Annotated in this window: 20 protein-coding genes and 1 tRNA gene; 12 read left to right on the forward strand and 9 right to left on the reverse strand. The window is 72.1% G+C overall.

Annotated features, from left to right (window positions below):
• Nucleotides 1-110: 110 nt before the first annotated feature.
• Nucleotides 111-1,619, reverse strand: a complete 1,509-nt coding sequence (locus tag ACH4LD_RS01000) for a hypothetical protein (protein ID WP_132786089.1) — start codon at nucleotides 1,617-1,619, stop codon at nucleotides 111-113.
• A gap of 266 nt (nucleotides 1,620-1,885) precedes the next feature.
• Here ACH4LD_RS01000 and ACH4LD_RS01005 point away from each other — a divergent pair, with 266 nt between their 5' ends.
• Both ACH4LD_RS01005 and ACH4LD_RS01010 read left to right on the forward strand, forming a co-directional pair.
• Nucleotides 1,886-2,296: a hypothetical protein gene (locus ACH4LD_RS01005; RefSeq protein WP_132786090.1), complete on the forward strand. Its 411-nt coding sequence runs from the start codon at nucleotides 1,886-1,888 to the stop codon at nucleotides 2,294-2,296.
• Nucleotides 2,297-2,330: 34 nt separating this feature from the next.
• Complete coding sequence (locus ACH4LD_RS01010; protein ID WP_398053110.1) at nucleotides 2,331-3,200, forward strand: spermidine synthase; 870 nt, start codon at nucleotides 2,331-2,333, stop codon at nucleotides 3,198-3,200.
• 56 nt (nucleotides 3,201-3,256) lie between these two features.
• Here the strand turns inward: ACH4LD_RS01010 and ACH4LD_RS01015 are convergent, their stop codons facing one another.
• Nucleotides 3,257-3,775 carry a hypothetical protein gene (locus ACH4LD_RS01015; protein WP_398053111.1) on the reverse strand — a complete coding sequence of 173 codons (519 nt, stop codon included), beginning with the start codon at nucleotides 3,773-3,775 and terminating at the stop codon, nucleotides 3,257-3,259.
• A gap of 99 nt (nucleotides 3,776-3,874) precedes the next feature.
• Here ACH4LD_RS01015 and ACH4LD_RS01020 point away from each other — a divergent pair, with 99 nt between their 5' ends.
• The 3 genes from ACH4LD_RS01020 (at nucleotide 3,875) to ACH4LD_RS01030 (ending at nucleotide 7,579) form a co-directional block, all read left to right on the forward strand.
• Nucleotides 3,875-4,600, forward strand: coding sequence for a response regulator transcription factor (locus ACH4LD_RS01020; protein ID WP_132786093.1), 726 nt, complete (start codon nucleotides 3,875-3,877; stop codon nucleotides 4,598-4,600).
• Nucleotides 4,597-6,000, forward strand: a complete 1,404-nt coding sequence (locus ACH4LD_RS01025; protein WP_398053112.1) for a sensor histidine kinase — start codon at nucleotides 4,597-4,599, stop codon at nucleotides 5,998-6,000. Before ACH4LD_RS01020 ends, ACH4LD_RS01025 begins: the two co-directional genes overlap by 4 nt.
• Before the next feature lie 109 nt (nucleotides 6,001-6,109).
• The gene (locus ACH4LD_RS01030) at nucleotides 6,110-7,579 is read left to right on the forward strand and encodes a cellulose binding domain-containing protein (RefSeq protein WP_398053113.1); all 1,470 of its coding nucleotides are present in this window, start codon (nucleotides 6,110-6,112) and stop codon (nucleotides 7,577-7,579) included.
• 68 nt (nucleotides 7,580-7,647) lie between these two features.
• Here ACH4LD_RS01030 and ACH4LD_RS01035 read toward each other — a convergent pair whose 3' ends face one another.
• Nucleotides 7,648-9,075, reverse strand: a complete 1,428-nt coding sequence (locus tag ACH4LD_RS01035; RefSeq protein WP_398053114.1) for a GH1 family beta-glucosidase — start codon at nucleotides 9,073-9,075, stop codon at nucleotides 7,648-7,650.
• A 118-nt stretch (nucleotides 9,076-9,193) separates the two neighbouring features.
• A complete protein-coding gene (locus tag ACH4LD_RS01040; RefSeq protein ID WP_398053115.1) occupies nucleotides 9,194-10,243 on the reverse strand; it encodes a LacI family DNA-binding transcriptional regulator in 1,050 nt (349 codons plus the stop codon).
• A gap of 492 nt (nucleotides 10,244-10,735) precedes the next feature.
• Here ACH4LD_RS01040 and ACH4LD_RS01045 point away from each other — a divergent pair, with 492 nt between their 5' ends.
• The 5 genes from ACH4LD_RS01045 (at nucleotide 10,736) to ACH4LD_RS01065 (ending at nucleotide 17,133) form a co-directional block, all read left to right on the forward strand.
• Nucleotides 10,736-12,055, forward strand: a complete 1,320-nt coding sequence (locus tag ACH4LD_RS01045) for an ABC transporter substrate-binding protein (protein ID WP_398053116.1) — start codon at nucleotides 10,736-10,738, stop codon at nucleotides 12,053-12,055.
• A gap of 264 nt (nucleotides 12,056-12,319) precedes the next feature.
• On the forward strand, nucleotides 12,320-13,312 hold the full coding sequence (locus ACH4LD_RS01050) for a carbohydrate ABC transporter permease (protein WP_398053117.1): 993 nt from the start codon (nucleotides 12,320-12,322) through the stop codon (nucleotides 13,310-13,312).
• Between the two features lie 14 nt (nucleotides 13,313-13,326).
• The gene (locus ACH4LD_RS01055; protein ID WP_398053118.1) at nucleotides 13,327-14,247 is read left to right on the forward strand and encodes a carbohydrate ABC transporter permease; all 921 of its coding nucleotides are present in this window, start codon (nucleotides 13,327-13,329) and stop codon (nucleotides 14,245-14,247) included.
• A gap of 261 nt (nucleotides 14,248-14,508) precedes the next feature.
• Nucleotides 14,509-15,951, forward strand: coding sequence for a GH1 family beta-glucosidase (locus ACH4LD_RS01060; RefSeq protein ID WP_398053119.1), 1,443 nt, complete (start codon nucleotides 14,509-14,511; stop codon nucleotides 15,949-15,951).
• A 126-nt stretch (nucleotides 15,952-16,077) separates the two neighbouring features.
• Complete coding sequence (locus ACH4LD_RS01065; protein ID WP_132786102.1) at nucleotides 16,078-17,133, forward strand: LacI family DNA-binding transcriptional regulator; 1,056 nt, start codon at nucleotides 16,078-16,080, stop codon at nucleotides 17,131-17,133.
• Nucleotides 17,134-17,247: 114 nt separating this feature from the next.
• Here the strand turns inward: ACH4LD_RS01065 and ACH4LD_RS01070 are convergent.
• The 4 genes from ACH4LD_RS01070 to ACH4LD_RS01085 form a co-directional block, all read right to left on the reverse strand.
• Nucleotides 17,248-17,320: transfer RNA gene (locus ACH4LD_RS01070), tRNA-His, on the reverse strand.
• A gap of 103 nt (nucleotides 17,321-17,423) precedes the next feature.
• A complete protein-coding gene (orn, locus tag ACH4LD_RS01075; protein ID WP_132786103.1) occupies nucleotides 17,424-18,026 on the reverse strand; it encodes an oligoribonuclease in 603 nt (200 codons plus the stop codon).
• Nucleotides 18,027-18,208: 182 nt separating this feature from the next.
• Nucleotides 18,209-19,426, reverse strand: coding sequence for a helix-turn-helix domain-containing protein (locus ACH4LD_RS01080; protein ID WP_398053120.1), 1,218 nt, complete (start codon nucleotides 19,424-19,426; stop codon nucleotides 18,209-18,211).
• A 378-nt stretch (nucleotides 19,427-19,804) separates the two neighbouring features.
• Nucleotides 19,805-20,074 (reverse strand): hypothetical protein, encoded by a 270-nt coding sequence (locus ACH4LD_RS01085; RefSeq protein WP_398053121.1) that lies wholly within the window; start codon nucleotides 20,072-20,074, stop codon nucleotides 19,805-19,807.
• Nucleotides 20,075-20,400: 326 nt separating this feature from the next.
• Between ACH4LD_RS01085 and ACH4LD_RS01090 the strand changes: the two genes are divergently transcribed.
• Nucleotides 20,401-20,928: a universal stress protein gene (locus tag ACH4LD_RS01090; RefSeq protein ID WP_132786301.1), complete on the forward strand. Its 528-nt coding sequence runs from the start codon at nucleotides 20,401-20,403 to the stop codon at nucleotides 20,926-20,928.
• A gap of 136 nt (nucleotides 20,929-21,064) precedes the next feature.
• On the forward strand, nucleotides 21,065-21,619 hold the full coding sequence (locus ACH4LD_RS01095) for a hypothetical protein (RefSeq protein ID WP_398053122.1): 555 nt from the start codon (nucleotides 21,065-21,067) through the stop codon (nucleotides 21,617-21,619).
• Between the two features lie 71 nt (nucleotides 21,620-21,690).
• Here the strand turns inward: ACH4LD_RS01095 and glmS are convergent, their stop codons facing one another.
• Nucleotides 21,691-23,508 carry a glutamine--fructose-6-phosphate transaminase (isomerizing) gene (gene glmS / locus ACH4LD_RS01100; RefSeq protein WP_132786106.1) on the reverse strand — a complete coding sequence of 606 codons (1,818 nt, stop codon included), beginning with the start codon at nucleotides 23,506-23,508 and terminating at the stop codon, nucleotides 21,691-21,693.
• Between the last annotated feature and the right edge of the window lie 19 nt (nucleotides 23,509-23,527).

A 23,527-nucleotide genomic window follows, 5' to 3' on the forward strand; every position in this document is an offset into this window, starting at 1 on the left:
CCGGGGCGCGCGGCCGGAGCGTGTGCGGCTCCGCCGCGGGGGGCGCGAGCGGCTACGGCGGACCCGCGGGCCGGCGACCACCGGACGCCCCACGCCGCACGGGAGAACCCCTACACCCGCCGGGGAACGGACGCGTGGCGGTCCAGGAACTCCGACACCCCCGACGCCCGCCGGTGCGGCAGCAGCACCCGCGCCGTCCCGGCCAGCATCGTCTGGATCCGGGAGGACTGGACCTGGTCCAGCAGCGCCAGCACCCGCAACCCGGCCTCCGCCGCCTCGTCGGGACGCCCCTCGCGGGCGAGGTCGTCGGCCAGCTCCGCGGTGTACAGCGCGATGTTGCGCGTGAAGTGGGGGTCCTGCAGACGCGCCGCCCGCCGCGCGTGCCGGGACGCCCGCCGCCAGTCGCCCAGCGTGGACCAGCACTGCGCCTCCAACCCCTCCAGCTCGGCCTCTCCGTAGAAGCTCATCCACTCGGGGTCGGCGTCCGAGGGGCCCCGCTCGAACAGCGCGTGCGCCCGGGCCAGCGCCTGCGCGCAGCCGGTGCGGTCGGCGAGCCCCGCCCAGCCGCCCGCCTCGCGCAGGGCCAGCAGGGACATCAGCCGGTCGGAGCCGAGCGGCTGTGCGGCGCGCTGCGCGGCCTGCGCGGCCCGTACCGCCTCCCGGGGGCGCCCGGCGTCCCGGGCCAGGAACGCGGTGTTGCAGAAGGCGTGTGCCTCCAGCGCCGGATCGCCGGTCATACGAGCGGTGGCCAGTGCCTCCGCGTAGTGCGAGCGGGCGTCGTCGAAGCGGCCGGAGTCATGGGCCAGCCAGCCGACGGAGATGGCGAGTTCACCGGCGCCCGCGTGCAGCCGGTCGGCGGTGGTCTGCCGGGTCGCGCCGGCGTCGAGCAGCTCGTAGGCCGCGCGCAGCGGGGCCGCCGCGCGCCGGTAGAGGCCGTCCGCGCCGTGCCGGTCGTCGAGCAGCCGGATGCGGCGGACGGCCTCCTCCAGCGCCGCCGCCTCGGAGGTGCCGGCGCGCCGCAGCGGCCGTTCCGCCGCCGTGGCGCCGGTGGTGAGCCCCAGCGGGGCCAGCGTGGCGGCGGCCATGGTGGCGCCTCCGCCAGTCATGAATGCGCGACGCAGCACGTCGCTCTCCTCGTGGTTCAGGGGGTCTTTCGCAAACGGTTCGTGCGGTTCGTACAGTCGGTGCGGTGCAAGCGGCCCCCGTCCCCGAGGGGCCCGGGTGCCGCCGGGCCCGCCGGTCTCACGGGACTCATACGGTTCCACGGCCCCGCGGGACTCACCGGGCACCCGCTCCGCGGGGGGCGTGTCCGCCGCCGTGCGCGCCGCGCGTCCGCGGACGGACGAGCGGGGCGCGAAGCCGAGGTCGGTGAGCGTGCGGCCGGGAAACATGTGCAGGAACACCCGTTCGTACGCGTAGTTGGGGCAGCGGATCTCGCCCGCCTCGACCCGTCCGATGTAGCGCGCGTCACAGCTCACCCGCTCACCGATCTCGCGCGCGGCCCGCCGTACCAGCGCCGCGAACTCCGCCGGTGAGCGCCGGCCGCGCAGCTGCCGGAAGGCGAGGTTCGGCCGTGGTGGCCGTTCGGGCTGTGACGAGGTCACGGTTGACGACGCCATGGCCGGGTCCTCTCGTGCGAACCGTCGAACCACGCCGGGACCCGGGCGGTTCCGGGACGAGTTGCCCGTGTGACGCCCTGGTTCCGGCGGGCATGAACGTACCCGCTGTGAAGGACCCGCCACGCGGTGTTTGGCTACAAACCGGATATCTCATGCACGATCTGCCATGAAGTGCCATTCTTTGCGGCGCACTTGTGCCGTTGCCGTTGACGCGCTGACGCGTTGGACTCCATGGACCGCAACAGGGCTGTGTGGTGGAGGCCGGCATGGAGACCAGCCAGAGCAACGATCCTTGTACGTCGCCGTCGTCGTCCGTGTGCGCGGGGGGTGACGCGAGATGCGACCTCGTGACGGTACCGACCCGGCAGGGGCTGGAGGCGGTCGACATCCTGCGGCGGGGCGCGGCGGACGCGGTCGGGCCCGTGCTGCACGACGACGGCTGCGGCACCCTCGGCTTCCTGGTGCCGGCCGGTACGGCCGCCGGCTGGGACGTGCCGGGCAGTACCTGCACCGAGACCGACGGACGCGGGCTGCGGCTGGACCCCGGGCCGCCGGTGGAGGGTTCCGACTGGCTGCTGCCGCCCGGCGAGGCGGACCTCGCCACCGACCCGGTGGTCCTGCGCCGGGCCCTGGGCGAGGCGGCCCGCCTGATCGAGGCGGCCGACAACTGCCGGTGACGCGCCTGCCCCCCGCGGCTGCGAGAATGGGGGGATGGGCAGGTCGAGGAACACACGGCGCGGCTCGGCCGCCGCGGCCGCGGTCGAGGAGCCGGTCGACGGTGGGCTCGCGCAGCTCCTGCCCGACCCGGACCGCGCCCGGGCCTGGACGCTGCTGATCGACGGCGCGCCCCAGTCGCACGTCGACCTGGACGACCCGGCGTACCTGTCCTTCGAGTACCAGCGCCGCCTCGGCCATGTCATCGACCTCGCCGCCCCGCCCGGCAAGCCCGTGCACGCCGTGCACCTCGGCGGCGGCGCGCTCACCCTCGCCCGGTACGTCGCCGCGACCCGGCCCCGCTCCACCCAGCAGGTCGTGGAGCGGGACGAGAGCCTGGTGCGACTCGTCCGCCGGGAGCTGCCGCTGGACCCGGGCGCGCGCATCCGGGTACGGGCCACCGACGCCCGCGCGGGGCTCGCCAAGGTGCCGGACGGCTGGGCCGACCTGGTCGTCGCCGACGTCTTCAGCGGCGCCCGCACCCCCGCCCACCTCACCTCCACCGAGTTCCTGGACGAGGTCCGGCGCGCCCTGAAGCCCTCCGGCGTCTACGCGGCCAACCTCGCCGACGGCCCGCCGCTCGCGCACCTGCGCGGCCAGATCGCCACGGCCGCCGCCCGGTTCGGCCACCTCGGGCTGATCGCCGACGCGGCCGTGCTGCGCGGCAAGCGCTTCGGCAACGCGGTCCTGGTCGCCTCCGACCTCCCGCTGCCGCTCGCCGAACTCACCCGCCGCGCCGCCTCCGACGCGCACCCCGGCCGGGTCGAACACGGCAGACAGCTCACCGACTTCACCGGTGGCGCCGTGCCCGTGACGGACGAGGCCGCGGTGGCCTCACCGGCCCCGCCGGCCTCGGTGTTCCGGTAGACCCCGCCGGCGGCACCGCGGGTGTCGTCCGCACGCCCTGCCCGCCGTCAGGCGGGTCAGTACGTGCCCACCTCGACCCGCGGTGGCCCGTCGTGCCAGGTGCAGAACACCGACACCCGGTCCGCGCCGCGACTGAACTCCACCCGGATCCAGCTCTCCGTCTTCCACACCTGTATCGACCAGCCCGTCCCCGGGGTCGCCGACACCAGCGCGGCGTCGGCGGGCCGCAGGTCGAACACCGCCCGGCCACCGTCGGTGTCGTAGGACCTGACCCGGCCGGACGCGGGGGCGGAGGCGGTGGGGGACGGGGACGGCGTGCGGGCCGGCGTGTGCGCGGGCGCCGGCGTCGCCGTCGGCCGGACGGTCCGCTCGCGCGACGGGGCCGGTGACGGAGAGGGCGTCCGGGACGGGGACTTCGCGTCCCGGGGGCCCGCGACGGCGGCCGTGACCGGAAGCGCGCGCGGCGGGTCGTACGCCGTTCCCGTCATCACCGTGTGGACACCCCACCACGACAGCGTGACCGCCGCTCCTGTCGCGAGCAGCCACGCCAGTACGTGTACGAGTCCTCTGCGCATCGCGGGCCATACTGCCCCAGGGACACCGCCGTACGCACATGCCCCGAGTTGTCCACAGGCGCCCGCCCGGTGTTGTCCGCATGGCGTACGGTGCGGCGCATGGCAAGTGTGCTCGTGGTCGAGGACGACCAGTTCGTACGCTCGGCGCTCATCCGGCATCTGACCGACGCCGCACACACCGTGCGCAGCGTCGGTACGGCACTGGAGGCGCTGCGCGAGGTCGCCCATTTCCGCTTCGACCTCGTCATCCTGGACCTCGGACTGCCCGACCTGGACGGCTCCGAGGCCCTGAAGATGCTGCGCGGCCTCACCGACGTGCCCGTCATCATCGCCACCGCCCGGGACGACGAGACGGAGATCGTCCGGCTGCTGAACGCCGGGGCGGACGACTATCTGACCAAGCCGTTCTCGGTCGAACACCTCTCCGCGCGGATCGCCGCCGTGCTGCGCCGCGCCCGTCCCGGCGGCGGGGAGGCCCCGCCCTCGTCCGTGCTGCGCGTCGGCGGCCTGACCGTCGACCCGCTGCGCCGCCAGGCCGAGTTGGACGGGACCCGGCTCGACCTCACCCGCCGCGAGTTCGACCTGCTGGCCTTCCTGGCCGGGCGGCCGGGCGTCGTCGTCCCGCGCAGGGAACTCCTCGCCGAGGTCTGGCAGCAGTCCTACGGCGACGACCAGACCATCGACGTCCATCTGTCCTGGCTGCGCCGCAAACTGGGGGAGACGGCCGCCCGGCCGCGCTACCTGCACACGCTGCGGGGCGTCGGTGTGAAGCTCGAACCACCCTCCGACGGACAGGACGCCCCGGCCGGGCAGGCCCCGCGATGAGATGGGCTCTGGTCAAGGTCTGCCTGGCGGTCACCACGATGGTCGTGGTCGCCTTCGCCGTGCCGCTCGGCCTGGTCGTCAAGGAGATGGCCCGCGACCGCGCGTTCCAGGGCGCCGAGCGGGAGGCCGCGGCGGTCGCGCCCGCGCTGTCCATCACCACCGACCGGGACCAGCTGGAGCGGGTGGTCGCCTCGGCCGGCGCCGACTCGGGGATGGCGGTCCACCTGCCCGCCGACGGCGGCCGGGCCGCGCTCGACCTCGGCCGGCAGCGCGCCGCGGGACGCGACATCGAAGCCGTACGACGACTCGGCCGCGCCTCCACCACCACCGTGCCCGGCGGCTCCACCCTGCTCCAGCCGGTCGCGCTCGGCTCCGGCGCGATAGCCGTGGTCGAGGTGTACGTCCCGGAGTCCGAGGTGACCAACGGCGTCGGCACGGCCTGGGCGGTGCTCGCGGCCGTCGGCCTCGCGCTGATCGTCGGATCGGTCGCGGTCGCCGACCGGCTCGGCGTGCGCATGGTGCGGCCCGCGCGGCGGCTCGTCGAGGGCGCGCACGAGCTGGGCGAGGGCAAGCTGGGCGCCCGGGTGCCGGAGGACGGCCCGACCGAACTCCGGCTGGCGGCCGTCGCGTTCAACTCCATGGCCGACCAGGTGGTCCAGCTCCTCGCCAACGAACGGGAGCTGGCCGCCGACCTCTCGCACCGGCTGCGCACCCCGCTCACCGTCCTCCGGCTGAACGCGGCCTCCCTCGGCGCCGGACCCGCCGCCGAGCAGACCCGGGCCGCCGTCGCCCAGCTGGAGCGCGAGGTCGACACCATCATCCGGACGGCCCGCGAGGCCAAGCCGCAGACGGCCGCCGCCGGACCCGGCGCGGGCTGTGACGTGGCCGAAGTGGTCCGCGAACGCATGGAGTTCTGGTCCGCGCTGGCCGAGGACGAGGGCCGCAAGTGGCGGGTGGCCGGCGTCGACCAGCCGGTACGCGTACCTGTGGCCCGCACCGACCTGGCCGCCGCGCTCGACGCCCTGCTGGGAAACGTCTTCCGGCACACGGCGGAGGGCACCGCCTTCGCGGTCGACGTGCACAACGGCGAGGACGCGGTGATCGTGCTCGTCTCCGACGCGGGCCCCGGCATAGCCGACCCCGAGGCGGCGATGGCCCGCGGCCGGGGCTCGGGACACACCGGCTCGACCGGCCTGGGCCTGGACATCGTCCGCCGGCTCGCCGAGTCCACCGGCGGTGACGTCCGCATCGGCTCCTCGGTGCTGGGCGGCACCGAGGTGCGGATCTGGCTCCAGCTCGACGCGCGGAAGCCGGTGGGGCGCAGACAGCGGGGGGCCGTACGCAGACGCCGATCGGGCAAATTGGTCTCTACCTTTAACCGTCCCCGATCGCTTCCTTAAGCGAACCCTAAGGTCCCCGACGACCGCCCCGAACAGGCGGTTCGTCCCTTTCCTGATCGCTAGCGTGCTGCCGCACCTCACCCCGTGAACAGCGAAGGCAGGCACGCGCATGAGCACGCACCGGCGCAGGATCAGTGGCAGGAACAAGGCGATAGGCGGCCTGCTGGCCGCGGCCGTGATCGGCGGCGGCGCGGTCCTGCTCACCGGCACGGCCAACGCGGCCGGTGTGAACGCCGCGTACACCAGGACCAGTGACTGGTCCACGGGCTACACCGCCCAGTACGTCGTCACCAACAACACCGGACAGGCCGAGAAGACCTGGACACTGGAGTTCGACCTCCCGGCCGGTGCCAGGCTCAGCTCCCTGTGGAACGGCGAGTCGAGCGTCAGCGGTCAGCACGTCACCGTGAAGCCGGCCGCCTGGGACACCGGCGGCCTGGCCCCCGGCACGTCGGTGACGGTCGGCTTCGTGGTCAACGGCACTGGCGACCCGACGGGTTGCCGCATCGACGACGCGCGGTGTTCCGCGGACGGCGGCGCGACCCCCGAGCCGAGCGGCCGGCCGACGCAGCCGACCCAGTCGCCGACCCCGGCTCCCACCTCGACCCCCACCTCCGCGCCCACGTCGACGCCCACCGAGAGCGCGACCCCCACCCCCACCGGCAGCACCGGGTCCGGCAGCACCGCCTCCGCCGGTTTCGCCCCCTACGTCGACACCAGCCTCTACCCGGCCTTCGACCTCCTCGGCGCCGTCGACGCGACCGGAGTGAAGGACTACAACCTCGCCTTCGTCACCGACGGCGGCGGCTGCACCCCCAAGTGGGGCGGGGTCACGGACCTCACCGGTGACGGCGTGGCCGCGCAGATCGGCGCGCTGCGTGCCAAGGGCGGCGACGTCCGGGTCTCCTTCGGCGGCGCCTCCGGCTCCGAGCTGGCCACCACCTGCTCCTCCGCGGACGCGCTGGCGGCGGCGTACGGCAAGGTGGTCGACGCGTATCTGCTGACCAAGGTCGACTTCGACGTCGAGGGCGGCGCGCTGCCCGACACCGCCGCCAACACCCGGCGCGCCCAGGCCATCGCCAGGCTCCAGGCGCAGCACCCGGGCCTGGACGTCTCCTTCACCCTTCCGGTGATGCCCGAGGGCCTCACCCAGGACGGCGTGAACCTCCTCGCCGACGCCAAGTCCAACGGCGTGCGGATCAACACCGTCAACATCATGGCGATGGACTACGGAGCCTCGTACAGCGGCGACATGGGCACCTACGCCGAGCAGGCCGCTACCGCCACCCAGGCCCAGGTCAAGAGCGTGCTGGGGCTGTCCGACTCCGCCGCCTGGAAGGCCGTCGCCGTCACCCCGATGATCGGCGTCAACGACGTCTCCTCCGAGGTCTTCAAGGTCGACGACGCCACCCAACTGGTCAACTTCGCCCGGTCCAAGGGGATCGGCCGGCTGTCGATGTGGTCGGCGACCCGTGACAAGCAGTGCGTCGGCGGCACCAAGCCCACGGCCGACGCCACGTGCAGCTCCGTCACCCAGGACCCGTTCGCGTTCTCCAAGGCGTTCGGGGCGTACAAGTAGTCCCGCCGGTCGCCGCTGACCGCGCAAGGGGCCCGGCGGATCGCACGCGCCGGGCCCCGCCCCCGTCCTCAGCCCCCCGGCATCACCGGCGGCAGCGCCCCCGTCCGCGCCGCCTCCCCGTACCACCGCGCGCTCGACTTCGGCGTCCGCTCCAGCGTGGCGTAGTCCACGTACACCGCGCCGAACCGCTTGCCGTACCCGTACGCCCACTCGAAGTTGTCCATCAGGGACCACAGGTAGTAGCCGCGTACGTCGGCGCCGTCGGCGATGGCGCGGCGCACCTCCGCCAGGTGGGCGTGCAGGTAGGCGATGCGCTCGGGGTCGTGCACCCGGCCGTCGGGGTCGGGCTTGTCGTCGTAGGCCGCGCCGTTCTCGGTGATGTGGAGGGGCAGGCCGGGCGCCTCGCGCGTGTAGCGCATGATCAGGTCGTACAGGCCCGTCGGATCGATCGTCCAGCCCATCTCCGTGCGGTCGCCGGGGGTCTGGTGGAAGCGGATGTCGCCGGCGGCCGGCCAGGGCGAGTGGTCGCTGGAGCCGTGGCCGTCCGCCCGGGGGCCCTCGGCCTCGCCGGACGCGGCCGAGACCAGTGTCGGGGTGTAGTAGTTCAGGCCCAGCGCGTCCAGCGGTTCGTTGATCGTGCGGACGTCGCCGTCCAGGACGTGCGACCAGTCCGTCACCGAGCGCGTGTTCTCGAAGAGCGACGTCGGGTACGCCCCGTGCAGGATCGGCCCGTGGAACACGCCGTTGGCCAGGTCGTCGATCCGGCGGGCCGCGGCCAGGTCGGCCGGGTCGTGGGAAAGGGGCCGTACGACCGAGGAGTTGAGGCTGATCGCGATCCGGTTGCCGGCCGGCATCGCCGCGCGAAGGGCGGAAACGGCCAGCCCATGCCCCAGGTTGAGGTGGTGGGCCGCGCGCAGCGAGGCCGCCGGGTCGGTCCGGCCGGGGGCGTGCACCCCGGAGGCGTAGCCCAGGAAGGCGCTGCACCACGGCTCGTTGAGGGTGATCCACTGCTCCACCCGGTCGCCCAGCGCCTCGCCGACGAGCCGCGCGTACTCGGCGAACCGGAACGCGGTGTCACGCTCCGGCCAGCCGCCCGCGTCCTCCAGCTCCTGCGGCAGGTCCCAGTGGTAGAGGGTGAGCGCCGGTGCGATGCCCCGGGCGAGCAGTTCGTCGACGAGACGGCGGTAGAAGTCCAGGCCCCGCTGGACCGCCGGCCCCCGGCCCGTCGGCTGCACCCGGGACCAGGAGACGGAGAAGCGGTACGCGGTCAGGCCCAGCTCCGCCATGAGCGCCACGTCGTCGCGGTAGCGGTGGTAGTGGTCGACGGCGATGTCCCCGGTCTCGCCGCCGGCCGTCCTGCCCGGCGTGTGGCTGAAGGTGTCCCAGATCGAGGGGGTGCGGCCGTCCTCCCGCACCGCCCCCTCGATCTGGTACGCCGAGGTCGCGGCGCCGAAGAGGAAGGCGGGAGGAAAGGCCACGGTCGTCGGTTCGGGCATGAGGGCTCTCCCCTGGTCGAGTGCACGCATTATGCATGGGAGCGCTCCCACGACGGAAGGGGGCGGACGGCGATCGCTATGCCGGAGGACGACTTCTCGGGCCGCGGAACACCATCCTTCACGCCGACCCCCGCACCACCAGTTCCGTCGGCAGGACCACTTCCCGTTGGCCGGTGCCGCGGTGGGCGATCTCCTCCAGCAGGAGGCTCGCCATCGTGCGGCCCATCTCCTCCAGCGGCTGGCGCACGCTGGTCAACGGGGGATCGATGTGCCGGGCCACGATCGAGTCGTCGAAGCCGATCAGCGCCACGTCGTGCGGCACCCGGCGCCCCGCCGCGCGCAGTTCCAGCACCGCGCCGGAGGCCATCACGTCGGAGGCGGCGAAGACGGCGTCCAGGTCCGGGCGCCGGCGCAGCAGCTCCCGCATGGCCACGCGTCCGCCCTCCTCGGTGAAGTCGCCCGCCGCGATGAGGTCGTCCGCGACGGCGACCCCGGCCTCGCGCAGCGCCTCCCGGTAGCCGTCGAGTCGCGCCCGCGCCACATCCATGTCCAGTGGGCCGGTGATGGTGCCGATGGACCGGCGGCCACCGGCCAGCAGGTGCCGGACGGCCAGCCGGGCGCCGCCCCGGTTGTCCGCGCGGACATGGCCGAGCCGCTCGCGGTCGCTGCGCCGCCCGGCCAGCACGGTCGGCACGGCCAGTTCCTCCAGCCGGTCGGGCAGGGTGTCGTCCCGGTGGACCGCCATCATCAGGACGCCGTCCACCCGGTGGGCGGCCAGGTAGGCGGCGAGCCGGCCGTCCTCGTTCTCGTCGCCCGTGAGGACCAGCAGCAACTGCATCCCGGCACCGGCGAGTCCGGTGGAAACGCCCCGGATGATCCCGGAGAAGTACGGTTCGGAGAAGAGCCGGGTCTCGGCGTCGGGCACGACCAGCGCGACCGCGTCCGTGCGCCGGGTGGCCAGGGAACGGGCGGCGCGGTTGGGGACGTAGCCGAGTTCCGCGATGGCCTGTTCCACGGCCGCCCGGGAGCGTGCGCTGACCTTGGGGGAGCCGTTGATCACCCGCGAGACCGTGGCGCGGCCCACGCCGGCGCGTGCGGCCACGGCGTTCAGGGTCGGGCGCCGGACGTCCGCGGTCCTGTGCGGCTGCGGCTGTTCGGCAGGGCTCATCGTTCACCTTCCGGTGGTCCGGTGGAGGGGCGCTTCATTCTGACCCAGGGAACCCGGTAACCGGACCGGGCGCGGGGGCAGTTGGCCGCGGGCGGCGGTTGACCCGCCGGTGACCTGCGCCGACGCGGCAGGGAACGGCCGGATGACGGGCCGGTTGCGCCCCGGCGCACGACACGTTCACGTGACGCGCTGAACACGCTTACGCAACAAGGCCGTCTTCAAGTCTTGACACCCGGCCTGGCACCAACGAGTCTTCCGGCATGCCGCGTGGGAGCGGTCCCACAGGGCGACCGGGGCTCTCTTCCGTTCGGATCGAACCACCTATGGCCTTCCCCTCTACCTTGCATGGCGCACCGTTGACCAGCACTTTTCCACTGCACTCCGCGTGCTGTTGGCCAGCCGCTGCTCGAACCGAGAGGGCAGGTCCGGACCGCCGTGTCCGGCGGTCCGATTCCTGAGGTCCCGTTGCCCACTGGAACAAGGAGTAGTGGAATGCGCATCACCCGTACCGGCGGTGGTCACGGCCGCAGAACGGCGACACTGGCCACGACGGTCCTGACGGCCTCCGCGCTGCTGCTGACCGGTTGCAGCAGTGACGACGACTCGGACAGCTCGGACGCCAACGGGAACATCACCCTCAAGGTGGCTGACTTCGGACAGTTCGGCTACAAGGAGGCCAAGCTGTTCGCCAAGTACCACGAGCTGCACCCGAACATCACGGTCCAGGAAGAGACCACCGCCAGCGAGCAGGACTACTACCCGAAGCTCCTTCAGCAGCTGAACACGGGCAGCGGCCTCGCGGACGTCACGGGCATCGAAGTCGGGCGCATCAAGGAGGTCGTGGACACCCAGTCGGGCAAGTTCGCCGACCTCAGCAAGACGATCAACGTGAACGACTGGGTGTCCTGGAAGGAGAAGCAGGCCACCGCCAAGGACGGCACGGTGATCGGCGCCGGCACCGACATCGGCCCCATGTCCCTGTGCTACCGCAAGGACCTCTTCCAGAAGGCGGGCCTGCCCACCGACCGCGAGGCCGTCGCCAAGGCCGTCGCCGGCGGCTGGGAGGACTACCTCAAGCTCGGCGAGCAGTACAAGAAGAAGGCGCCCTCCGGCACCTACTTCATGGACTCCGCCTCCGCCATGTACAACGCGGTCGTCAGCTCCTCCGCCCAGCAGTACTACGACGCCGACGGCAAGCCGGCCTACAAGGACAGCCAGTCCGTGAAGCAGGGCTGGGACCTGGCCGCGGAGGCCGCCGACAAGAAGCTGAGCCAGGGCCTGCCCCAGTTCACCGACGCCTGGAGCGCCGCGCTGCGCAAGGGCACCGTGGCCACCGTGGCCTGCCCCGCCTGGATGGCCGGCCAGATCTCCATCAACTCCGGCGACTCCTTCAAGGGCAAGTGGGACATCTCCCGCGCCCCCGGTTCGACCGCGGCCAACTGGGGCGGCTCCTTCCTCGCCGTCCCGAAGAGCGGCAAGCACGTCAAGGAGGCCACGGAGCTGGTCAAGTGGCTGACCGCCCCGGAGCAGCAGGCCGCCGTCTTCAAGGCGATCGGTGTCTTCCCGTCCAACAAGGGCGCCTATGAGCTGGCCGACGTGAAGAACGCCAAGCTGCCGTACTTCAGCGACGCCCCCATCGGCCAGATCTACGCCGAGGAGGCCAAGTCCATCCCCGAGGCGGTCCTCGGCGCGAAGGACGGCGTGATCAAGGACACGATCTCCACCCAGATCAACAACATGGAGCAGCGGGGCACCAAGCCCGCCGACGCGTGGAAGGCCGCGACCGAGGCGATCGACAAGGCGCTCGGTTAGTCGTACCGGGTGCGGGGGCCCACCGGCCGCCCGCACCCGTCCGCGCTCGACCACAGGAGCGGTGCCCGACGGCGGGCGCCGCCCACGGCACCACCCGGCGGGACCCGGCAGCCGACGGCCGGGCTCCGCCTCACACGCACGTCAGGCCGCGGCGTGGGCCGTTCGCCACCGTACCGATCCGCGCGGGGAGGGGCGGACCGACCCCGGTCCCCGAACGCGCTTCCCGCCCCACCCGGCCGAAACCTCCAGGGAAGGACTCCCTCCGTGGCAACGACAACCCCCGCCCGGGGCGCCTACACCCCGCCGCCCGGCGGCACCGGTGCCGCGTCGAACGGACGCGGCACCTGGCGCAGCCGGCTGTGGCGCTTCGACGACAAGGCCTCGCCGTACGCCTACATAGCCCCCTTCTTCCTGATCTTCGGCGCCTTCGGGCTCTACCCACTCCTGTACACGGGCTGGATCGCCCTGCACCGGGTGGAGATGACGAGCCTGGACCAGTCCCAGTGGGTCGGCTTCGACAACTTCGCCAAGATCCTCCAGGACTCCGAATTCTGGACGGCCGTCACCAACACCTTCATCATCGGTGTCATCTCCACCGTCCCGCAGCTCCTGGTGGCGCTGGGCCTGGCCCATCTGCTCAACTACAAGCTGCGCGCCAGCACCTTCTGGCGGACGGTCATCCTCACCCCGTACGCCACCTCGGTGGCCACCGCCGCCCTGGTCTTCGCGCTGGTCTTCCGCGCCGACGGCGGCATCCTCAACTGGGTGCTGCACTTCTTCGGCGCCGGCAACACCAACTGGGGCAACGGGGAGTGGACCTCCAAGATCGCCATCTCGGTCATCATCATCTGGCGGTGGACCGGCTACAACGCCCTCATCTACCTGGCGGCCATGCAGGCGGTCCCCACCGACCTGTACGAGGCCGCCTCCATCGACGGAGCGAGCCGGTGGCAGCAGTTCCGCAAGGTGACCATCCCCTCGCTGCGGCCCACGATCCTGTTCACCATCGTGATCTCCACCATCGGCTCGATGCAGCTGTTCGGTGAGCCGCTGCTGCTCCAGGGCGGCACCCTCGGCTCGATCGGCGGCAGCGAGCACCAGTACGAGACGCTCAGCATCTACCTCTTCAACTACGGCTGGAAGCTGGGCCACCTGGGTCCGGCGGCGGCCGTGGCCTGGGCCATGCTCGTCCTGCTGCTGCTCATCGCCCTGATCAACTGGATCGTCGGCCGGTTCGTGCGCAAGAGCGCGGCCTGACGGGAGCGACATCGATGACCACGACCAGTCCCACCACGACCGCGCCGGACCTCGCCCCGGCACCGCTTCCCACCGCCTCCCAAAAGGGCCGTGGCCGCTTCAAGATGGGAGCCGGCCAGCAGCTCAGAGGCGGTCCGTTCACCTACGTCGCCCTCGTCGTCGTCGGCCTCGGCTCGATCTTCCCGCTGTACTGGACCCTGGTGGCCGCCTCGCACGACCAGCAGCGGGTACTGGACACCCCGCCGCCGCTCGTGCCGGGCGGCAGACTGTGGAGCAACCTCCAGGCGGCCTGGGACCAGGCCCACCTGGGCAAGGCCATCGTCAACAGCGTCATCGTGGCCGGCAGCATCACCGTCGCCACCCTGTTCTTCTGCACCCTCGCCGGCTACGCCTTCGCCAAGATGCGCTTCCGGGGCCGTGGCGTGCTGATGACCGCGGTGATCGCCACGCTGACGATCCCGCCCCAGCTCAGCGTCGTCCCGCTGTTCATGATGATGTCGGACATCGGGTGGAGCGGAAAGCTGGAGTCGGTGATCTTCCCGACCCTCGTCGGCGCCTTCGGCGTCTTCTTCATGCGCCAGTACCTGATCGAGGCCCTGCCGTACGAGCTGATCGAGGCGGCCAAGGTCGACGGGGCGAGCAACTTCCGCATCGTGTGGAGCGTGGTGCTGCCCGTGGCCCGGCCGGCGATGATGGTGCTGGGCATGCTCACCTTCGTCCAGGCGTGGAACGACTTCTTCTGGCCCTTCCTCGCGCTGAACCAGGAGAACCCCACCATCCAGGTGGCGCTCGGCCAGCTCAGCGCCTCCTACACCCCCGACCAGAGCATCGTCATGGCCGGTGCGCTGATCAGCACCCTGCCGCTGCTGCTGGTCTTCGTCATCTTCGGCAAGCAGATCGTCGGAGGGATCATGGCGGGCGCCGTCAAGGGCTGAGCCCTGCCGGTGCCGCGGGGCCGGACGTCAGAGTGCCGGCCCCGCCCCCCGTGGCCGGCGTGCGCCGCGTCCCGTCGGCCCGCCCTCGTGTCCGGTCCGGTACCGCCCGCACAGGCCGCCCCGCAGTGGGCCGTACCGGACCGGGCGTCACCCGGTCGCGCCCGTGCCCGCGCACCCCGCGCCCTTCCTCCCCTCTTACTCCCGCACCGCCGGACCGCCGTCCGTCGTCCGTTTCTCACCCCCTTTGGGAGCGTTCTCACCATGACCGCCGTACGACCCGAGACCACGGCCCAGCCGGCCTCGGACACCTCCTTCCCGACCGGCTTCGTCTGGGGTGCCGCCACCGCCGCCTACCAGGTGGAGGGCGCCGCCGCCGAGGACGGCCGCACCCCCTCCATCTGGGACACCTTCAGCCACACTCCCGGCAAGGTGCGCAACGGCGACACCGGTGACATCGCCGCCGACCACTACCACCGGTACCGCGACGACGTCGCCCTGATGAAGGAACTCGGCCTCAAGGCCTACCGCTTCTCCGTCTCCTGGTCCCGGGTCCAGCCCACCGGCCGCGGGCCCGCCGTCGAGCGCGGCCTGGACTTCTACCGCCGCCTCACCGACGAGCTCCTGGAGGCGGGCATCACACCCGTCGCCACCCTCTACCACTGGGACCTGCCGCAGGAGCTGGAAGACGTCGGCGGCTGGCCGCACCGCGACACCGCCCACCGCTTCGCCGACTACGCCGAGATCATGGCCCGCGCCCTCGGCGACCGGGTCGGCGTGTGGACCACCCTCAACGAACCGTGGTGTTCGGCGTTCCTCGGCTACGGTTCCGGCGTGCACGCGCCGGGGCGGACCGACCCGGCCGCCACCCTGCGCGCCGCGCACCACCTGAACCTGGCCCACGGCCAGGCCGTCGGCGCGCTGCGCGCCGTCCTGCCGGCCTCGGCCCAGACCTCGATCACCCTGAACCTGCACCAGGTGCGCCCGCTCACCGGCAGCCCCGAGGACGCCGAGGCCGCCCGCCGCATCGACGCGGTCGGCAACCGGATCTTCACCGGCCCCCTGCTGGACGGCGCCTACCCCGAGGACCTGCTGGCCGACACCGCGCACCTGGTCGACTGGTCGGAGCTGGTGCACGACGGGGACCTGGCGGAGATCTCCCGGCCCATCGACGTGCTCGGCGTCAACTACTACTCGCCGACCGTGGTCTCCCTGCCCGCCGACGGCTCCGCCAGCACCCGCAACGACGGCCACGGCGCGAGCGACCACTCCCCGTGGACCGGCTCCGAGCACGTCGCCTTCCACCTCGCCAACGACGATCTGACGGCGATGAACTGGGCCATCGACGCGAGCGGACTGCACACGCTGCTGACCGGACTGGCGGCCTCGCACCCGCAGCTCCCGCTGATGGTCACCGAGAACGGCGCCGCCTTCGACGACTACGTCTCCCCGGAGGGACGGGTCAACGACCCGCAGCGGATCGCCTATCTCCACTCCCACCTGGACGCCGTCCGCCGCGCCATCGCCGACGGCGCCGACGTGCGGGGCTACTTCCTGTGGTCGCTGCTGGACAACTTCGAGTGGTCCTACGGCTATTCGAAGCGCTTCGGCGCCGTCTACGTCGACTACGCCACCCAGCGCCGCATCCCCAAGGCCAGCGCCCACTGGTACGCCGACGTGATCCGGAACAACGCCCTGCCCGCCTGACCGACGCCGTGCGGCGGGCACGACCGGACACCCGGCCGTGCCCGCCGCGGCGGACGGAACCGAAGGTGCCCCCGTCATGGCTGTTACATTCCTGGCTTGAACGGCTGTGAACGGAAGGCGGCGACCATGGCAGGCAACGGTGGGAGAGGCCGGGGCGGCCGGCGGCCGACCCTGGAAGAGGTCGCCGCCCGGGCCGGGGTCGGGCGGGGCACCGTCTCCCGGGTGATCAACGGCTCGCCCCGGGTCAGTGACGCCACCCGCGCCGCGGTGGAGGCGGCCGTCGCCGAACTCGGCTACGTGCCCAACACCGCCGCCCGCGCCCTCGCGGCCAACCGCACCGACGCCATCGCGCTGGTCGTCCCCGAACCGGAGACCCGGTTCTTCGCCGAGCCGTACTTCTCCGACATGCTGCGCGGTGTCGGCGCCGAACTCTCCGACACCGAGATGCAGTTGCTGCTGATCTTCGCCGGCAGCGACCGTGAGCGGCAGCGCCTGGCCCAGTACCTGGCGGCCCACCGCGTCGACGGCGTCCTGCTGGTCTCCGTCCACGCCGACGACCCGCTCCCGGACCTGCTCGCCCAGCTGGAGATCCCGGCCGTGATCAGCGGCCCCCGCTCGGCGGCCGAGTCGCTCCCCTCGGTGGACTCCGACAACTACGGCGGCGCCCGCTCGGCGGTGGAGCACCTGCTGAACCGGGGCCGCCGCCGGATCGCGCACATCACCGGCCGCCTGGACGTCTACGGTGCCCAGCGCCGCGTCGACGGCTACCGCGACGCCCTGCGCGACGCCGGCCACCCGGTGGACGAACTCCTCATCGTGCCGGGTGACTTCACCGATGAGGGCGGGCGCCGGGCGATGACGACCCTGCTGTCCCGCCACCCCGACCTGGACGCCGTCTTCGCCGGCTCGGACGTGATGGCGGCCGGCGCCCGGCAGGTGCTGCGCGAGGCGGGCCGCCGCGTCCCCGACGACGTCGCGCTGGTCGGGTACGACGACTCGGCCATCGCCCGGCACATGGATCCGCCGCTCACCAGCGTCCGCCAGCCCATCGAGGAGATGGGCCGCGCGATGATCGACCTCCTCCTCACGGAGATCGCCGACCGCCGCCCGGTCGCGTCCCGAGGTGCCGATCGCCATCAGGCGGTCCTGCCGACGGAACTGGTGGTCCGGGCGTCGTCGTGACGCCCCGGACCGGCCGGAGCCACCCCGGCCGGTCCCGGACACCGGCGCGGGGGCCCCGGACAACGAAACAGCCGGTGACCCGTCTTGCGACGGAGTCACCGGCTGATCACTCAGGGTGAGTGACGGGACTCGAACCCGCGACATCCTGGACCACAACCAGGTGCTCTACCAGCTGAGCTACACCCACCACGACCGGCTGTTCGAGGAGTGTTTCCCCGACCGGCCGAGAAGAAGTCTACAGGGTCGGAAGGGGTGCTCGCGCACAGGTTTTCGCGCGGCCCCCGTGGCGGCTACCGAGCGGGCAGGACGTGCTTGGCGGCGATCGTCTTCGCGGTGTCGGAGTCCGGCCCGGGCTGCGGCACGAAGATGGCCTCGCGGTAGTAGCGCAGCTCGGCGATCGACTCGCGGATGTCGGCGAGGGCCCGGTGGTTGCCGTTCTTCTCCGGACTGTTGAAGTACGCCCGCGGGTACCAGCGGCGGGCGAGCTCCTTGATCGAGGAGACGTCGACGATGCGGTAGTGGAGGTAGTCCTCCAGCGTCGGCATGTCGCGGAGGAGGAAGCCGCGGTCGGTGCCGACCGAGTTGCCGCACAGCGGGGCCTTGCCGGGCTCCTTCACGTACTCCCGGACATAGGCGAGGACCTGCTCCTCGGCGTCCTCCAGGGTCGTGCCGCTCGCCAGCTCGGCGAGCAGCCCGGACGCGGTGTGCATCTGACGCACCACCTCCGGCATCGTCTCCAGCGCCCGGTCCGGCGGGCGGATGACGATGTCCACCCCCTCGCCGAGTACGTTCAGCTCGGAGTCGGTGACGAGGGCGGCCACCTCGATGAGAGCGTCGTCGGACAGCGAGAGGCCGGTCATCTCGCAGTCGATCCACACCATGCGATCGTTCATGCGACCACCCTAAAGCGGGGCTGAGGTTTTGCGTGCCCCCGTGCCGCGCGGGAAGCGGGGAGAGGGTCGTCATTCGGCTGCGCGCGTCGTGGCTGGTCGCGCGGTTCCCCGTGCCCTCAGAGCGCCGCCGTCCCGGACGCGGGACAGGGGGCGGGATGCTCCCGCCCCCTGTCCCGTCGCGCTCAGTTACCGCTGCGCGGACCCGGCAGCAGGCCCACCGCGCCCGCCGTGGCGCGGCGGCTCTGCAGGGGCACCCCGCTGTCCCGGTGCTCGTGGAGCAGAGGAGCCGGGCTCACCGGGCCGGGGCCGGGCAGGCCCGTGGGCGCGCCCTGCTGGCCGGCCTGGGGCGCGGCCGCTTCCGTCTCACCCGGCTTGTCGCCCTGCGGCCGGCGGGCCCGGTAGGCGGCCCGGTAGGCGGCGGGGGACGAGCCGAGCTGGCGGCGGAAGTGGCCGCGCAGGGCCACCGGCGAGCGGAATCCGCACCGGCCCGCCACCTCGTCCACGGAGTAGTCCGACGTCTCCAGCAGACGCTGGGCCTGGAGCACCCGCTGGGTGATCAGCCACTGCAGCGGCGCGCTGCCCGTCAGCGAGCGGAACCGGCGGTCGAACGTACGGCGGCTCATGTAGGCGCGTGCCGCCAGTGTCTCCACGTCGAACTGCTCGTGGAGGTGTTCCAGCGCCCAGGCGACGACCTCGGCCAGCGGGTCGGCGCCGATCTCCTCCGGTAAAGACCGGTCGAGATAGCGCTCCTGGCCGCCCGACCGGCGCGGCGGGACCACCAGGCGCCGGGCGAGCGCTCCGGCCGCCTCGTTGCCGTGGTCCGTCCGCACGATGTGGAGACAGAGATCGATTCCGGCCGCCGTACCCGCGCTCGTCAGCACGTCGCCGTCGTCGACGAACAGCTCGCGTGGATCGACGTGCACCGACGGATAGCGCTTGGCCAGCGTCGGCGCGTACATCCAGTGCGTGGTCGCCGGGCGGCCGTCCAGCAGTCCGGCCGCCGCGAGCACGAAGGCGCCCGTGCACAGCCCGACGATGCGGGCGCCCTCCTCGTGCGCCCGGCGCAGCGCGTCCAGTGCTTCCTCCGGCGGCGGCGAGGTGATCGAACGCCAGGCCGGTACGACGACCGTCCCGGCGCGTGAGATCGCCTCCAGCCCATGCGGCGCGGTGAGTTCCAGGCCCCCTGTGGTCCGCAGCGGGCCTTCCTCGCCGGCACACACCAGAAGGCGGTAGCGCGGCACGCCGGCGTCCTGGCGGTCGATCCCGAACACCGACAGCGGTATGGAACTCTCGAAGATGGGGCCGCCGCTGAACAGCAGCACCGCGACGATCTCCTTGCGGCGTCGCCCGGACAGTTTCCGGGCTGCGGCGTCCGGCGAGGCAGTGGAGTCGTGGCTCATACTGCTAAGCCCCCCTCGGTGGTCGCGGCTCCTCGGTTGTGTCGCTCCTGCACGTTTCCCCTCGGTCCTGCACGAGTCCCCCGCCGTAAGACAGTCAAGATCGAATCTACTGGCTCCCGCGGTCATGCGGTGACCAGTTCCACACGCGGCACATTGTCGACATGACAACTTGGCGTGAAGCATTCGATCACGAAGCGTTGCACTCGCGAGGCGTGCAGGGAAGTGCGCCTTGTCGCAGTGGCCAAACCGCGTAGGGTGCACAGCGACCCGTAGACCCTTTCCGTGCAGGTGGAACGGGGGATGGGGGGTGGTTCGGACCCCTCCTGGTCGATATCCAGAAGTTGGCTGAAAAGCAGCGCTCGCAGGTACGGAAACAGGTCAGTCGCCCGGTGTCTGCTCCCGGGTGTGACGTCCGCCTCTTTGCGCGGCGCAACGCTCGGCACACCGCTCGGAGCGCCGCAGCAGCACCCGGCAGGCCGCCGTGACGGCGGCGAGGCCCAGCGCCGTGCCCGCGGCGCCGGCCAGCGAGGCGCCGTACCAGAGGAGGACCACGGGGACGAGCGCGCAGCTGAAGGCGGCCCAGCGGATCACATCGCCCGCGCTGTCCGGTGCGGGGCGCGGGTCGCGGCGGGGGCGGGCTCCGGGCATCTCGTACTCCCTGTGGCGGTGGCTCACCCCGGTTCAACGTCCGTCCGACCGGTCGGTCACCGAACACGCAACTGTGAATCCCGTGCAAACCACCTGTACGAGGCAGCAACCATTGCGTTGCGGGCGCGGCTCGTGCATGCTCCGGTGAACCCCTACGGACGTCGGGGACCGCTCACGGAGCGTGCGCGGGATCTGGGCTCAGGAGGCGTGCCGCCGTACCCTTGGGGGTATGGGCTTGGGAAGATGTTTCCCGGACACAGCTCCGCAGCACGCTTCCGCAGCACACTGTCGTCCCACCCATGAAGGATCACAACGCCGAGACAGCCATGGCCGGTCACGAATTCTCCGAACCCGCGGACCGCAAGCGGCCGGTCGCCGACCCCACGGCGGCCGATCCCCTGGCGGCGGCGGAGTCACGCCCGTCCTGCGACCCCGCCTTCCGGCACGGAGTCGTCGTCGGCTTCGACGGCTCCACCTCCAGTGAGCGCGCCCTCGCCTATGCGATCGGCATGGCCCACCGTTCCGGTTCCGGCCTGATCATCGTGCACGTCGCCAACCGGCTGCCCACCACGGTGTGGGCCGGCTGCGAGCCGCCCGTCTTCGTGGACGTGCCGGACCACCGCACGGAGGTCCTGGGGCTGGAGCTGGCCTGCGCGGACTATCTGGCCGAGGTCCCGTGGATCCTGGTCGAGCGGGGCGGGGACATCTGTCACGAACTGGAGGAGGTCGGCCGTGAGTACGAGGCCGACGCGATCGTGGTCGGCTCCACGCACGGCATCGTCGGCCGGATCTTCGGCTCGGTCGCGGGGCGGCTCGCCAAGCGGGCGCAGCGGCCCGTGATCGTCATCCCGTAGCCGCCCCCAGCTACCTCACGCCTCGTCACTTCCCTTTGTGCCCGCCTGGGTTACTCGCGCGTAGAAGGTGTTTGTGCCCTTGTGAAGGGCATATACCGGTCACCGCACAACTGCACATGCATGAAGGGAGCCCGCCGTGGACAACGACGTCTCTGCGGGAAGCGTGAGCACCACCGTGGTCGGCCGACTGGCCCTGGCGATCACCTTGTTGGCATTCGGGCTCGGCACGACCGGTGTCATCGACGGCGTGGGTGTCTCCGACGCCGTGACCGTGGCCCACTACGTGGGCGGGGTCGCCCTCTTCCTCGTCGGCCTGCTGGCCCTGCGCGACGGCGCCTCCGGCGTGGGGTACGTCGCCCTCGGCGCCCTGTGGTTCACCTGGGCGGTGTCGGACCACGGCTCGGCCAACGCGGCCGGACTCCTCCTGCTGCTGTTCGCCCTGGTCGCCCTCACGCTGACCGTCGCCGGCGGGGACACCCTCGGTCAGCTCATGCACGGGCTGCTGTTCCTGGCCATGGTGGTGCTGGCCGTGGCGGCCTTCGCCGACAGCTCCGCTCTCACGAAGGCCGGGGGCTGGGTGGCCGTCGCCTCGGGGGCGGTGGCCTGGTACGCGGCGACGGCGGCGCTCGCCCACTGGCCGACGGCCCTTCCGGGGCGTGCTGCGGGCCGGGGGGTGACGGCCGCCGGCTGAAGTCGAGCAGCACGGAAAGGACCCCCACGTGAAAGGTGGCACACGTGGGGGTCCGTTCTGTCTGCCGGCTGCTACTCCACCGTCACCGACTTGGCGAGGTTGCGGGGCTTGTCGATGTCCCGGCCCAGGGCCTTCGCCGTGTGGTACGCCAGGAGCTGGAGCGGAATGCCCATCAGGATCGGGTCCAGTTCGTCCTCGTTCTTCGGGACGATGACCGTCTGGTCCGCCTTCTCCTGGTGCTGGTGGGCCACCGCCAGGATCTTGCCCTCGCGGGCCTTGATCTCCTCCAGCGCGGCGCGGTTCTTCTCCAGCAGGTCGTCGTCGGGGACGATCGCGACCGTGGGGAGGGCCGGCTCGATGAGGGCCAGCGGGCCGTGCTTCAGCTCGGAGGCGGGGTAGGCCTCGGCGTGGATGTAGGAGACCTCCTTGAGCTTCAGGGAAGCCTCGCGGGCCACCGGGTAGCCCCGGACACGGCCGATGAAGAGCATCGAGCGGGCGTCGGCGTAGCTCTCCGCGAGCTTCTTGATCTCCTCCTCCTGGTCCAGGATCTCGGTGATCTGCTGCGGCAGCTTGCGCAGGCCCTCGATGATCCGCTTGCCGTCGCGGACCGAGAGGTCGCGGGTGCGGCCGAGGTGCAGGGCCAGCAGCGCGAAGGCGACCGTGGTGTTGGTGAAGCACTTCGTGGAGACCACGCAGACCTCGGGGCCCGCGTGGACGTAGATGCCGCCGTCGGCCTCGCGGGCGATCGCGGAGCCGACGACGTTGACCACGCCGAGGACCCGCGCGCCCTTGCGCTTGAGCTCCTGCACGGCGGCCAGCACGTCGTACGTCTCACCGGACTGGGAGACCGCGATGTACAGGGTGTCGGGGTCGACGACCGCGTTGCGGTAGCGGAACTCGGAGGCGGGCTCGGCGTCGGCGGGGATGCGGGCCAGCTCCTCGATCATCTGCGCGCCGATCATGCCCGCGTGGTACGAGGTGCCGCAGCCGAGGATCTTCACGCGGCGGATCTGCCGGGCCTCGCGGGCGTCCAGGTTGAGGCCGCCCAGGTGCACGGTGGAGAAGCGGTCGTCGATGCGGCCGCGCAGCACGCGGTCCACGGCGTCGGCCTGCTCGTGGATCTCCTTGTGCATGTAGGTGTCGTGGCCGCCCATGTCGTAGGAGGCCGCCTCCCACTCCACGGTGGTCGGCTCGGCCGAGGTACGGGTGCCCTCGGTGGTGTACGTGCGGAAGTCGTCGGCCTTGAGGGTGGCCATCTCGCCGTCGTCCAGCGTCACTATCTGCCGGGTGTGGGCGACCAGGGCGGCGATGTCCGATGCGACGAACATCTCCTTCTCGCCGATGCCGAGGACGACCGGGGAGCCGTTGCGGGCCACCACGATGCGGTCGGAGAAGTCGGCGTGCATGACCGCGATGCCGTACGTGCCCTCGACCACCCGCAGGGCCTCGCGGACCTTGTCCTCCAGCTTCTCGGCCTGTGCGCGGGCGATCAGGTGGGTGAGGACCTCGGTGTCGGTCTCGGAGAGGAACTCGACGCCGTCGGCCTCCAGCTTGCGGCGCAGGTCGGCGGCGTTGTCGATGATGCCGTTGTGGACGACGGCGACCTTGTTGTCGGCCGACATGTGCGGGTGGGCGTTCACGTCGGACGGGGCGCCGTGGGTGGCCCAGCGGGTGTGGGCGATGCCGGTGGTGCCCTTGAAGCGCGCCGGGACCTTGGCCTCCAGGTCGCGCACCCGGCCCTTGGCCTTGACCATCTTCAGGCCGGGCGTCTTCGGGGAGCTGACGACGACGCCCGCGGAGTCGTAGCCGCGGTACTCCAGGCGCTGGAGGCCCTCCAGGAGGAGGGGAGCGACGTCACGCTTCCCGATGTATCCGACAATTCCGCACATGTATAGAGGTATCCCTTGG

The organism is Streptomyces sp. NPDC017676 (genome assembly GCF_044329325.1).
Lineage (GTDB): Bacteria > Actinomycetota > Actinomycetes > Streptomycetales > Streptomycetaceae > Streptomyces.